Consider the following 12,875-nt stretch of genomic DNA (forward strand, 5'->3'; position numbering starts at 1 on the left):
ATCGTAAAAAAGCAGGGAGAGTGCCGCGAGCGGGACTCGAACCCGCACAGCCATTACTGGCCAAGGGATTTTAAGTCCCTCGTGTCTACCAATTCCACCATTGCGGCATTGTTATGAGCGATGGACAAAAGGCGCATCGCCGATGGTTGAAAGAGCGGAAGGCTGGACCCAAATCCGCATTCCGACCCGGGGAAAGGTCGTGCTCTATCAACTGAGTTGTTTCCGCAAGTCACCTCTGTGCGTTGTCAGGATGTACTTTGGGCCGTGCTTATCCTCTCCGTCACAGTGGCTTGTTGCGGTTGCAAAGGTAAAGCTATTTGTCGGAACTGCAAAACGATTAACAGATTTTAAGAGCCATAGATGGCTGGTTGTCAGTTGCCTATTCGAAGCATTGAGTAAGGCCCGATATAGTTGACAAGATAACGCATGAGCGGCTTGCCGTTGTTGCCTCCGGTGATAGTCCCCGTCTCCAAGGAGTAGGTTCGTTTGCATTTGTTACATTTCACTTCGCTCACCGTCGTATTCCATGAGAGCGGGAAGTCGACCGAGGCATATTGCTCAATGCAGTTGGGGCACATGCCGTCGTAGGCCACCGGCCCATTGAAGTTGGTCAGCCCCACGATGATAGATTTGTTGGCACCGAGATAGATGCCGCCCGTGAAAGCGTAGATTTCAGTCTGGGCCGTTAAGGTGAGGTCTTCGGGGTTGTTCTGTCCGTCTCGGCTGTAGGTCACGACATGAAAGGCTCCCGAGCGATAGTCTACGGTAGTCTTCACATAGTAATTGTAAGAGGTGACGGCCGTGATGAGTTTGCTCACCGGATGGATACGTGTGTCGAGATAGAAGCGGCACGGATAGGTGCGGCTGACGGGGGCTTCGGCTCCGCAAGAGGCCAGAAGTGTCAGTGCCGACACTATGGCCGGCATCTTCAGCAGGATATTCTTTATTGCCTTTTTCATCTGTCCATACGCTTGTTAAAGGGTGGGTCAGTCTTTCAGCAGTTTGCTTTCAGCCTGTTCCACGCGCTCAAAGTGAAAGCCGGCGAGAGTCTGTTCCATGAGTGCCTGAATGCGGTCGTTGCAAAGATTGCCAATAGAGCCTTCATGCGTGTGTCGGATGTGCTTGTCGGCATGGAAGGTTCCGGCCTCGATTTCCAACCCCACTTGTTTGTAGGCGTCACGGAACGGCATACCGTCGGCAGCTAATCGGTTGACTTCTTCTACGGAGAAAATCGGGTCGTACATCTCATTGTCGAGGATGTGTTCGTTTACTTCCATCTTGTTGATGATGTAGGCCGTCATCTGCAAGCAGTCTTTCAATTCGCCGAATGCGGGCAGGAAAACCTCTTTGATGATCTGCAAGTCGCGGAAATATCCGCAGGGCAGGTTGTTCATAATGAGCATCACCTGTTGCGGGAGCGACTGTATCTTGTTCGACTTGGCTCGTATCAGTTCGAACACATCGGGATTTTTCTTGTGTGGCATGATGCTCGAACCGGTTGTACACTCCTTGGGCAGCTTCACAAAGGAGAAGTTCTGCGAGTTGAACAGACACGCATCGAAAGCCAGTTTGGCCAGTGTGCCGGCCACGGAAGCTAAGGCAAAAGCCACATTGCGCTCCATCTTGCCGCGCCCCATTTGGGCATAGACCACGTTGTAGTCCATCGAGTCAAAGCCCAGCAGGCGGGTGGTCAACTCTCTGTTGAGCGGAAACGATGAGCCATAGCCTGCCGCCGAACCGAGCGGATTGCGGTTGGTCATGCGGTAGGCAGCTTGCAGAAACAGCATGTCATCGGCCAGACTCTCGGCGTAGGCGCCGAACCAGAGACCGAAACTTGATGGCATGGCTATCTGCAAGTGGGTGTAGCCCGGCATGAGCGTGTTCTTATAATGGTCGCTCTTCCGTATCAGTTCGTCGAAAAGCAGCTTTACGGCATCGGCAATCTCTTTGAGCTCGTGGCGTGTGAAGAGCTTGAGGTCTACCAGCACTTGGTCGTTGCGTGAGCGGCCGGAGTGTATCTTCTTGCCCATGTCACCCAATCGGCGGGTGAGCATCAGCTCCACCTGCGAGTGAACGTCTTCCACACCGTCTTCGATGCAGAATTCTCCGCGCTCGGCAATGGCGTAGATGCGTTTGAGCTCGGCAAGCAGCGGGGGGAGTTCGTCACACTTCAACAGCCCGATGCTTTCCAGCATGGTGATGTGGGCCATTGAACCAAGCACGTCATATTTGGCCAAATAGAGATCCATCTCGCGGTCGCGGCCTACGGTGAAACGCTCTATCTCCCGGTTCACCACAAAGTTTTTTTCCCAAAGTTTGTTCGCCATAGTCTTTTCTGTTAGTCCTCGTAGGGAATCATGGCCAGTGCCTCAGCTATTTTCTCGATGCCTTCTTCGAGTGGCTTTTTCACCATTCCCTTGATGAAAGGGTTGAGGTCGGCCTTGATGGTGAGTTTCATCTTGCAGGCCGCCTCATCGGTGGGCAGCAGTTGGATCCAGAAGTTGAATGGGACGGGGCTGTTCTCCGTTTCAAACTTGATGGTCTTCGGGGCCTCGCGTTCCACGATGCGCATCTTGATGTCACCCACCATGGGAGCCTTGATGGAGATGCTGTCGCTGTCAAACGAGAAGTCTTCCACCTTGTTGGTGGGAATCTTATCCTTGATGCGTTCGAGGTTGCTGAGGTCGCTCAGCGTGTTGTAGACTGTCGTCTGGCTGTGCGGTATCTGCTTTACGGAGCTTTCAAATGTAGAGCTCATATATCTTTCGGTTTTCTTTTGTTAATGATTCTTGTCGACTGTGGCAGAATGGCCGGGTCACTTGTTCCAGTTGGCCGGATCTTTCCTCCATTCATGCAACAGTTCCACTTCGTCATCGGCTATGTAGCCTGTCTCCAGTGCTTCAGCCACCACGTGCTCGTAGTCTGTCAGTGTGACAAGCTTTACACCGGCTTCCTTGAAAGCTTTCTTGGCCACGGGGAATCCGTAAGTATAGCTGGCCACCATGCCGATGACTTCGCAGGCGTTCTTGCGGATAGCTTCCACCGCCTTGAGCGAACTTCCGCCCGTGGAGATGAGGTCTTCTATCACCACCACCTTCATGCCCGGACGCAGTTCTCCCTCGATGAGATTTTCCAGTCCGTGGTCCTTGGGTTTGGAGCGCACATAAACGAATGGCAGATGGAGGGCATCGGCGACAAGTGCTCCCTGTGGGATGGCTCCGGTGGCTACACCCGCAATGGCTTCGACTTCGGGAAACTCCTCAAGAATGGTGTGGACAATTTCGAACTTCACATAGTTGCGCAGATCGGGATAGGAAAGGGTCTTTCTATTATCGCAGTAGAAAGGTGACTTCCAGCCGCTTGCCCAAGTGAACGGGTTGTTGGGCTGCAACTTGATGGCTTTGATTTTCAATAGCTTGGAAGCGAAATTCTTTTTTAGCTTATCCATAAGATTTGTTTTTTACAAAGTGTTATATTCGTGCAAAGTTACTATTCTTTTTTTGATTGTCTGTTGTGTCAGAGTTAAAAGTGCTTAACTTCCGGCAAAACCGAGGGTGAGCACACTGATGCGCACATCGCCCGCTTTTTTTATTTCCATGCCACACGACGACAAAGTGGCCCCGGTGGTACATACATCGTCAATGAGTAGCACGTGTCGGCCATGCACTGCTTCGGGGTTCAGCAGTTTGAACACCCCTTCCACGTTCTCCCGGCGTGCCCGTGCATCCCTGTCGGTCTGACTTCCGTGGAAGACGGTGCGCTTCACAATCTTCTTTTCAATGGGTGTTCCCGTGATGCGGCTCACTCCTTCGGCAATGAACTCGCTCTGATTGTACCCCCGCTGCCGCCGGCGATCCCAGGTCAGTGGGATGGGCACAAGCAAATCTATGCCTTCGAAGAAACCTGTAGGTAGGATTTCCTTGGCCATGAGTTCACCCATCATGTCGCCGTATTCGGGATGGCCCCCGTATTTGAGATTGTAGATCAGTGCGCCCGATGACGAGTGGGAAAGGTGCCGGTAGAGTGCTGTGGCGCGTTCTACAGCCATCTGACTGCTGATGGTCTTGGCCATTGCATTGTCTTCCGGATCTTCTGTGAAGCGGGTGCGTGGCAGGTTGATATTGCACACGGCACAGAGTGCTTGCTCGCCAAGAGCCAGCCGTTGTCCGCAGATGGCGCAGGCACGGGGAAACAGCATATCGTAGAGGCGGCGCAACATGGGCTCAAAAATTGTCTTCAGTCATGTCAAGGTCGGTATCAGAGAGTTCGTCGATGCACTTGCGGATGAGGTCAAAGCCAAAACCGCGACTCAGGGCATACTTGATGACTTTCATCGACCGTTCATAGTCTGTGGCAGCTTTTGTGGTTTCCCACTTCCGACGGATGACGGGGCGGAGGGCTTCCAGAAAGTTTTCATCACCGAGCTCTTCAAAGATGGGGTCGGAAATATCTTTGGGTATTCGTTTCAGCCACAGTGCCTGTTCCACCTTGCGGCGGCCCCAGTGGTTGTATTTGATTTTGTCATTGATGAAAAAGCGGGTGAAACGTTTGTCGTCCACATATTTATGTTCCGTGAGATAGGCCATGTTTCGGGTCCGGGCTTCCTCGTCCAGTCCCCAACGCTGCATTTTGTCGAGCATCTCTTGCGTGCAGTGTTCCCCCCTGGCACAGAGTGCGGTGAGCTTTTGCAGGGCGTTTTGTTCGGATAGGGGCTTGTCGGTTATCGTTTTCATGCTTATTTTTTTCTTCTTGCTTGGACCATCCGTTGTTTGCCAAACAGGTCGGTCATCAGTTCCACATCGTTGAAGCCTGCTTCTTGTAGCATTTCCTTCAACTCCTCCGCAAAGAGCGGATTGATTTCAAAGAGCAGGCATCCTGATGGTTTCAGAGCCTTTACGGCATAATGGCTGATGGCTTTATAGAACAGCAACGGGGTGGCGTCGGGCACAAAGAGTGCCACGGTCGGTTCGTAGTCGAGCACGTTGGGGTCCATGTTCTTGCGCTCGCGTTCGGCTATGTAGGGTGGGTTGGAGACAATGATGTCATATTGTCGGCTATCGGGGAAGGTGTTGTCTGTGTAACCTTCGGCTGCTGTTAGGGCATTCTGCTTTTCAAATGTCACCCGTGCTCCAAGCCTTTCCGCATTGTTCTGTGCGATGTGGAGTGACTTGTCGGAGATGTCCCAGGCAGTCACCTGCGCTTCGGGAAGTTTGAGTGAGGCCGTGATAGCAATACACCCCGACCCTGTGCCGATGTCCAGAATGGTGACAGGCGACGATGGCGATGCCTTTGCAGCCTTGCAGATAAGCGGAAGGAGCATTTCTGTTTCGGGCCGGGGAATGAGCACGCCCGGCTCTACATGGAAATTGCGCCCGCAAAACGGGGCCTCTCCGAGTACATACTGTACAGGCTCTCCCGTTTCCAGCCGTCGGACAATTTCTTCTAGCAAACGGGTGTCTTCTGCGGATAAATCATTAACTTTGCCGCAAAGAACATCGGTCAGCGACAATCCGAACCGCATGTCAAGTGCCATGCGGGCAATAGCTTGCGCTTCGCCGGCAGCATAGAGTGGGGTCAGTCGGTGCCAAAATTCTTGATAAGTCATGAGTGTAACAATGCAAAGGTACAAAAAATGAATAACAATCAGCTGTTGACAGACGAGAAATTCATGCGCCGTTGTCTCCAATTGGCACGCAACGGCCGGCAAAACGCCAAACCAAACCCTATGGTGGGGGCCGTCATCGTGTCTCCCGACGGGCGCATCATCGGCGAAGGCTATCATGTGCGATGCGGTGAGGGACATGCCGAGGTCAACGCCTTTGCCTCCGTGTGCCCCGAGGATGAGGCGCTGTTGCATGAGAGTACGATCTATGTGTCGCTCGAGCCCTGCTCCCACTTCGGCAAGACCCCTCCTTGTGCCGACCTCATCGTCAGGAAAGGGGTGCGCCGTGTGGTGTGTGGTTGCATCGATCCGTTTGCCGAAGTCAGCGGTCGTGGTGTGGAGCGCATCCGCAAGGCGGGCATTGAGGTCACCGTGGGCGTGCTCGAACAGGAGTGTCTGACACTCAACCGGCGGTTTATCGTCTGCAACGAGCGAGACCGGCCCTACATCACACTCAAGTGGGCGCAGACGGCTGATGGCTTCCTCGACGATCACGGTAGGGCTTTGCCCATTTCCTCACCTTTCACTAAAATGCTTTCCCACAAGCTCCGTGCCGAGAACGATGCTATCCTTGTGGGACGGGTGACAGAGGAGCGCGAGCATCCCCGGCTCAATGTTCGCGAGTGGTCGGGGCCCGATCCCGAGCGCATTGTTTTGGGGCATGGAGCTTCCGTCACCGGGATATTGGCTCGGCTGTATGAAGAGAAAAAACAATCGCTTCTTGTGGAAGGGGGGGCACAGACCCTACAGTCGTTTCTCGATGCCGACCTTTGGGATGAACTGCGTGTGGAGACTGCACCTATCACGGTGGGCGACGGTACGCCGGCTCCCTCGTTGCCCGACAGCGCAGTGCCCACTGGACAGCAAATTTATGATGCCAATGTAATAAGGTGGTACGGGCATGAAAGCTCCATGGGTGCGTTTAGGGCTCGTCCCTGAACCGCCGCAGATAGCGGGCATTGGTGCCCCGGGCGTCGAATGTCCATGTCGGGGTGACGAGATAGTGCTCATTTTCCGACTGTATCCACTCTGGAAATATTTCGATTTCTTGTGCCGGCATAAAACTTTGAGCCAATAGCACGATGCGTTTGCCCGCAGCATTTTCGGCCACGTCGACTACCGTCTCGGCATGTCCGGGGAATCCTCCCTTGATGATAATGTCGCCCGCTTGGATGTCTTTGGCCCAACAGATGCCTACGGGCATGAGTTCCTTGCTGAGTGAGGCCGTACCGGCATATTGGAACACGAGGTCGAGATATTTCCTGAATGTGGCGTAAGAATAGTCGCGTTTGGCCGACTTCACCCACGAGTTGTAGTTTTTCACGCGATAGCCTTCGGCCCATTTGCTGTAGCGGGCATCAAACCCGTTGGTGAAGTGGAAATGAATCTTGGCATATTGACGGGTCTTCCATAAATAGGAAGCGCGGAGAAAGATAGCTGCATCGGCGCATTGTTCATTCTTCTTGTTCCCGAAATCCATGTCCACCACGGCTCCCCGGTATCGATGTTCTTTCACACTGCCGTTGTAATAGTGCAGATCAGCATTTGCAGGTTTCAATGGCAAGTTGCGCAGAAATTCGGCATAGCTTCCTTTCGCTACTTTCACCCGCGTGTAGCCTGCCGGTGTGGGGAAACGCGATGTGATGTTGTTGGCCTGCACAGCAGCTGCCGCCGGTTTTCCGGTTTCTTGCCGGCGTGTGGGCTGTGCGCCGCAACTGCCCACCAGTATGGTTGCAGTCGCAGCCAATATCCATTTGCTGAAGTGTCCTTTCATGACTTTTTTGTATGGTCGTTATGCCTGCAAAGATAGCACGAATGGGCAGAATTGTTTTTCTTCCGAGAACTATTTAGTGAAGATTAACACCCGGAAATATTGTAAGATGCAAAAGGTGAAAAATCCAAAGATTCAAAAAACAATGCAGATAGCTAAAGAGTTGCATTTTTTGGATCTTTGGATTTTTCACCTTTTGCATCTTATACGCCTATTTTTTCAGAACTACCTGTTTGGAGGTGAAATCCGAGGCAGCGTCAAGCATTTGTAGTATCTTGTTCCAGTTGGCCACAGGTTCGGTCTTGTGTTTATACACCTTGGTGGCATGGAGCGTGAGTGTATTGCCTTTGCCGGTGGCTGTCGCTTTGAACGAACCGCATTCGTTGTCCACTTGCGTGTTGAGTTTGGCAAGACTTTCGGGGACGGCATGGTAGCCGGCAGGCAGTGTCACGGTGATATTCCATTCCATCGTTGTGGGGGCAGAGCGGTAGATGTCGGCTGTGCGCTTGCGGGCGTTGCCCTCCACTTTAAGCTGTTCGCCTATGAGTTTGCCCACGGCGAGGATGAGGTTGTTGCCGGCCTTCTTCACATAGCCGTCCATGGTGTAGTCCACTCGGTAGGTGAATGGGGCATTGATTTTCTCATGGCCCATGCTCACGATGTCGTAACTTTCCACCGATTTGGCGTCCTCGCCCTGATAACCGCCTACTTCGTCTTTGAATCTCTCCTTCTGCAGCTCTTTGTCTTTGGCTGCATTTTCCGGTGCTTTGTTTCTTGCTTTCTTGGTATAGAGGTCTTCATACGTGCGCAGCAGCGGTTGGGCGGCAGCGTAGGAGTCGGCTATTTGCTTGTGGGTGGGCAGATAGGCAGAGAGTGTTTCCTTCAGTGTGCCGGTACGGGCCTCCGTGCGGCTGATGTGCAGCAGGGTGCCTTCGACGGAAGCCTTGAGTTCCACCTTGTCGGTGTTGTCGGCTGAAGTGCTTGTGGGCAACGTGGATTTCTCGTAGGTCCCGCCGTCAAAGGGTTTCTTCACGCTGGTGTTGAAGCTCACCTGTCGCCCTTGCAGGGAGGCGGGGATATATCCGGGAGCGTGCATACCCGAAGGCGGCGTGTAGATTTTTCCGTTGTTGAGCCGGATGACCCACGTGGTGTTGCGGTAGCTGATGAGCTGGTCGAGCGGTTCGCTGCCGTCGTCGGTGGTGATGCCTCGTTGGAAAGGTATCTTGGCCTTGGTGAGGAGTTGGCCGAAGGAAGAGATGAAATAGGATGGAGAATAGTTGATGTCGTCCAGACTCAAGTCGATATCATTGTAGAAATTATAGAAAATATCGGCTTTTTCCTCATCCGAGATAGACTGTTTGGCAAGCTCTTTGACCAGTTTCTTCTCGTTGGAATCGAGTCCATACAGCAGCCGACTTCCCCAAAAGCGCCAGTCGTCCTTTTGTATGGCCTCTGCCGATGGGTTGGCCTGCAGTCCTTTGTCCTTGACACTCTCCGGCACGTAAGCTCCCGTGATTTTTCGTCCTTGTATATATAATAAGGTGAGCGGAGTCTGTGCAGCGGTGTTATACCAGAGGTCGGGTTCCGATTTGTCGATGTTGGTCATCATGGCATCAAGGATGATGTTGCCCTCCGCATCCGTCGACTGTTTGAAGTCTGGGGCCCCGTTGAGTTGGCGGTATTGCGTGGTGAGTTTTGGGTCGATGGAGCAATGGATGCGGTAGGAGAGTGTGGGATAGTCGTTGATGAAGGCGAAGACAACCGGGGCGATATTCTCCTCGCGTATTTGCTTCATCTCCGAGGTGAACACGTCTATCACATCGCCCACTTGCAGGCCCGGCACGGCGAGTTTTTCGCCCTTGTCCTTGTCTTTCTTGCCCTCGTTGGCTGTCACGTAATCGTCCGTGCTCACTTCTTTTATAGTGCCGTCGGGTTTGATGATGCGCACTCCCAGCACATTGCGCACGATGTCGTCGCCCAGTCCGGCGAAATGTTTCTTGCTGTAAGTCTTGTAGTCGAATTCGCTGAACTTCTTCAACGAAGCCTGGTCGTTGATGTAGATGAGCTGGCGGTTGAGCCTATTGTAGTTGAGCTGTTTCACGGTATAGAAGTTGAGACCTGACATACGCAGCTTCGATTTCTGGTCAAGCAGCATCTCGTCGTAGGCGGCCAGCACCACAGCCGATTCGTTCTTGTACTTTGCCGGACATTTGTAGTTTTTGAACTCGGGTAGACTGTCTTGTGCCCATACGGCTTTTCTCATCTCTTGTGCATACGCCTTGTAGTCGTCGTTGTCGAAGGCGGAGCCCTGCGTTGCGCATAGCAGCAGGAGGGTTGCCATGCAGAGTCTTGTGATTTGTTTTCTCATCGTGATGGTATGTTGTTTTTTATAAGTTCCGTTCTTTTTGTCTGTGAGTGCCCTTCTCTTTCTCATTTCTTCAATATCAGTTGGTCGTTGCAGGCATCCGTCCATTGACTCACGGCCTCATTCCACCGTGGAATGTCGTTGCGGGCTATGCGCTTGTTGCTTATCTGCATGCGTTGGGTGAACACCACTTTGTTGGTTCCCCGCCGGGCGAAACTGCACGAGAGCGTGCCCTGTGGCACGGTCGTCTTGAAATCGGCAGGCAGATGGGTGATGCGGTAACCCGCCGGAATGGTGAGTTCCACCTGCCGGATGACGTTGCAGGGCTGGGGCAGACAGAAGTCGTTTACCCTGTCGGTGGTGTCTATCTTGGCGATGAAGAGGTTGTTGTGCGGATTCAGTTCGATGTAGCACTCGTTGTCAATGGTTTGCACGGCATTCGCGTTGGTCACCTGTCCTGTGAGCACTGCCCACTTTTCCCACGGCGAGTTTTGTTTCCAAGCCACCTGCGTCACCGTGTTGCTATGGTTGTCGGCATTCAGGTTGTTGGCCAGAAAAGCCTCCTTGTCTCCCTGTTCGGCAGTGTGATAGGATGTGAGGAAGTATTCTTTCATGTCGCCGCACAGTTCGTAGGTCGCTTCGCCTTCCAACCGGTTGCCCGCCACGAGCCGATAGCGGTAGGTCAGTTTGTCCACCGAGGTTTCGGCAGGCAGCGAGGGTACGGTCGCCAACAGACAGTCGTCGCCGTTTTCTATCATGGCCTGTTGGCCCTGTATGTGCAGGGGAACGTAGTCGTAGGGAATGTAGCTGTAGGTGGCATCGAGGTAGTAGGTCTTGCCGCCGTGCAAGAGCGTGCATATCACGTGGTTGGCCGCTGCCAGCGTGGGCAGATCGCTCATGCGGTAGGGGATGGAGGTGGTGCCTATGTCGGTGAGCCGGGCGTCGAATCCCTGTTCCCGGAGCAGTGTCCGGAGCAGCAGGGCCATGCCCTTGCAGTCGCCGTAGCGTTTGCGTATCACCTCGGCCGGTCTGTCGGGGCGATGCCCGGCCACCCCGGCCTCGAAAGCCACATAGCGTATGTTTTGCTGCACCCATGCATAGGTGGCGGCGATGCGCTCCTCATCGGTCTTGCAACCGCGCGTGATGTCGGCTACAAGTGTCTTGATGTCGGGCACGGTGCAGTATACATCGGCCATGTCGCGCGACCAGCGGTAGAGTGCGTGGTAGTCGGCAAACGGCCCCACGACGACTATATGGGGATAGATTGTGCCGAAAGGCGGCATGTTGTCTTCGTCTCTTTCGGCCGGCAAGTCGGTCACGGTGTAGGTGAACACGGAGTCCTCGCCCACCTTGGCGCGGTGGGTTGAGATGTGGCCGTTGAAGTTGCGCTCCACCAGCCGGTAGCCTTTCAGTTTGGTTGGGATGGTGATGGTCACCGTCTTGTTTTTCACCAGATAGTCTTCGGAAAGGTAGATGCGTGTGAAGTAGTGTATGTCCTTGAACGTGCGGCGGAATTTTGCCGTGGCTTTCGGGTGTTTGCGCCACAATTCGTCGTTGAAGAAACACACCTTCGTGTCGTCATAGAACACGTTTTCGGGGGTGACGCTCTTGTAGGCAGCCTTGCAACTGCCGCACTTGGCGTAGTCGAGCGAGATGAACTCCCCGTAGTAGACACCGGGTTGTATCTTCTGGTTGACGGCACTGTTGAGCGTGTATTCCGTCTCCGTGGAGTTTTCCACTACAGGCGTATTGCCATGCGTGGTGAATTTGTAGTTGTCGGTGCAGGCCGAAATGAATACGTCGTCGTGATGTGGGCGGGCGTAGGCTGTGAGAGACAAAGTGCCTATCAGCAGGGTGAAAATCTTGTTTGTCATGACCGTATATGAATATCGTCTCCTTCTAAGATGTGCAAATATAATGTTTTTTCTTCACATAGAACGCTTTTTTATTGATATTTTTCGTTTTTTTCTTTGGCCTTCTCGCTATTATCTTGGATTGTTTTATGTTTACAAAGAATGTAACAAAGCATTTGGTAAGAAGCTTCTTATTAAGCGTTTTGTTACTTTTTAACTCGTTTTCCTCCGTTTTTCATCTTTCTACCTGTTGTCTCCGGCTCCATGTATCTTGTCACACTGCTGCCGCGATTGTATTTTGCGGATATTCATCTCTGCAATTTCGTCGAGCGTGTAGCCGAGGTCGTTGGCCAGCGTGGACAGATACCACAACACATCGCCTATCTCCTTGGCGATTTCCTCCTTTGTGTGGCCGTCGCTGAAGTCGCTTCCTTGGTCTCTGATAACCTTTTTCACCTTGTCGGCCACCTCACCGGCTTCGCCCGTCAGTCCGAGAACGGGATATACGATGGGGTGTGGATAAATGGCTGTTTTCAAGGCCTGTTTTTGATATTCGTTCATTTCCATGATTTCTTGCGCCTTTTGTGTGATGTTATAGGATTTGTCCGTATCTGTGGTTGCCGGAATCTCGGGGACGATTCTTTTATTCCCCCAATCCGTCTTCCTGACAGGATGCAAAGTTAGCCGATTTTGTGTTATCAGGCGATAGTATGCTGATTTTTTTCATTTTGGGAGCTTGAGGAATGCCGGTTTGCAAGCCGGTTGTCTTCGGAAAAAGCCTTTTCGAGCGGTCGGCCTCATCTGTTTAAGGAGTGGGAGACACACTTTCCGTCTGTCAACTTATTTCGTATTGCATTTGCTTTTTGCCTGAAAATTTGCTATCTTTGCATAAGCAAGGGAAGCACATGGGTGTTTCCCTTTTTTTAGTTGTCAAAGTCTTTAAGAGCCCCTCCACCCCCTAAAAGGGATTTTTCGGTCAAAACGGCATTGTGAAACGGGCTCTTTTGCTTTCTCGTTATGGCTGAATGAGCTTTCAAGTGTGGCCGTTTTGCAATGTCGGTTGGGTTGGTGGGAAAATCGATGGGGCGGATGAAGGTGATAAGGCGAATGGGGAGACCCGAAAAGATGGGGGTGAAGAAAATGCGTGTAAGGCTTTTTTGAAAGATTTAATAGTTCGTGCTATAGGGAGCCTCCCCCGACCCTTTCAAAGGAGGGGAGTGCCTC

General features: G+C 52.6%; 12 protein-coding genes and 1 tRNA gene. 1 reads left to right on the forward strand and 12 read right to left on the reverse strand.

Annotation, left to right across the window (positions count from 1 at the left end; translation table 11 throughout):
• Positions 1 to 21: 21 nt before the first annotated feature.
• The 8 genes from HMPREF6485_RS03860 to prmC all read right to left on the reverse strand — a co-directional run bounded on the left by HMPREF6485_RS03860 (position 22) and on the right by prmC (position 5,605).
• Positions 22 to 107, reverse strand: a tRNA-Leu gene (locus HMPREF6485_RS03860).
• Between the two features lie 264 nt (positions 108 to 371).
• Positions 372 to 959, reverse strand: coding sequence for a hypothetical protein (locus tag HMPREF6485_RS03865; protein WP_004344807.1), 588 nt, complete (start codon positions 957 to 959; stop codon positions 372 to 374).
• Between the two features lie 27 nt (positions 960 to 986).
• Positions 987 to 2,327 (reverse strand): argininosuccinate lyase, encoded by a 1,341-nt coding sequence (gene argH / locus HMPREF6485_RS03870; RefSeq protein ID WP_004344809.1) that lies wholly within the window; start codon positions 2,325 to 2,327, stop codon positions 987 to 989.
• Positions 2,328 to 2,338: 11 nt separating this feature from the next.
• A complete protein-coding gene (locus tag HMPREF6485_RS03875; protein WP_004344810.1) occupies positions 2,339 to 2,758 on the reverse strand; it encodes an SRPBCC family protein in 420 nt (139 codons plus the stop codon).
• Positions 2,759 to 2,815: 57 nt separating this feature from the next.
• Entirely contained in the window at positions 2,816 to 3,448 is a 633-nt protein-coding gene (gene pyrE, locus HMPREF6485_RS03880) for an orotate phosphoribosyltransferase (RefSeq protein ID WP_004343326.1), read from the reverse strand.
• A gap of 84 nt (positions 3,449 to 3,532) precedes the next feature.
• The gene (locus tag HMPREF6485_RS03885; protein WP_004344811.1) at positions 3,533 to 4,219 is read right to left on the reverse strand and encodes a ComF family protein; all 687 of its coding nucleotides are present in this window, start codon (positions 4,217 to 4,219) and stop codon (positions 3,533 to 3,535) included.
• 4 nt (positions 4,220 to 4,223) lie between these two features.
• The gene (locus HMPREF6485_RS03890; protein ID WP_004344813.1) at positions 4,224 to 4,733 is read right to left on the reverse strand and encodes a regulatory protein RecX; all 510 of its coding nucleotides are present in this window, start codon (positions 4,731 to 4,733) and stop codon (positions 4,224 to 4,226) included.
• A 2-nt stretch (positions 4,734 to 4,735) separates the two neighbouring features.
• A complete protein-coding gene (gene prmC / locus HMPREF6485_RS03895) occupies positions 4,736 to 5,605 on the reverse strand; it encodes a peptide chain release factor N(5)-glutamine methyltransferase (protein ID WP_044125799.1) in 870 nt (289 codons plus the stop codon).
• Positions 5,606 to 5,632: 27 nt separating this feature from the next.
• On the opposite strand from prmC, the gene ribD reads away from it, so the two are divergent.
• A complete protein-coding gene (ribD, locus tag HMPREF6485_RS03900; protein WP_004344814.1) occupies positions 5,633 to 6,601 on the forward strand; it encodes a bifunctional diaminohydroxyphosphoribosylaminopyrimidine deaminase/5-amino-6-(5-phosphoribosylamino)uracil reductase RibD in 969 nt (322 codons plus the stop codon).
• Here ribD and HMPREF6485_RS03905 read toward each other — a convergent pair.
• From HMPREF6485_RS03905 to HMPREF6485_RS03920, 4 genes are all read right to left on the reverse strand, one after another.
• A complete protein-coding gene (locus HMPREF6485_RS03905) occupies positions 6,585 to 7,436 on the reverse strand; it encodes a DUF4846 domain-containing protein (RefSeq protein WP_004344815.1) in 852 nt (283 codons plus the stop codon). The genes ribD and HMPREF6485_RS03905 overlap by 17 nt on opposite strands.
• Before the next feature lie 208 nt (positions 7,437 to 7,644).
• Positions 7,645 to 9,801 carry a DUF3857 domain-containing protein gene (locus HMPREF6485_RS03910; RefSeq protein ID WP_248622226.1) on the reverse strand — a complete coding sequence of 719 codons (2,157 nt, stop codon included), beginning with the start codon at positions 9,799 to 9,801 and terminating at the stop codon, positions 7,645 to 7,647.
• A gap of 62 nt (positions 9,802 to 9,863) precedes the next feature.
• Positions 9,864 to 11,672: a transglutaminase-like domain-containing protein gene (locus HMPREF6485_RS03915; RefSeq protein ID WP_004344818.1), complete on the reverse strand. Its 1,809-nt coding sequence runs from the start codon at positions 11,670 to 11,672 to the stop codon at positions 9,864 to 9,866.
• Between the two features lie 222 nt (positions 11,673 to 11,894).
• Positions 11,895 to 12,218, reverse strand: coding sequence for a nucleoside triphosphate pyrophosphohydrolase family protein (locus HMPREF6485_RS03920; protein ID WP_044126242.1), 324 nt, complete (start codon positions 12,216 to 12,218; stop codon positions 11,895 to 11,897).
• Between the last annotated feature and the right edge of the window lie 657 nt (positions 12,219 to 12,875).

Source organism: Segatella buccae ATCC 33574, assembly GCF_000184945.1.
Lineage (GTDB): Bacteria > Bacteroidota > Bacteroidia > Bacteroidales > Bacteroidaceae > Prevotella > Prevotella buccae.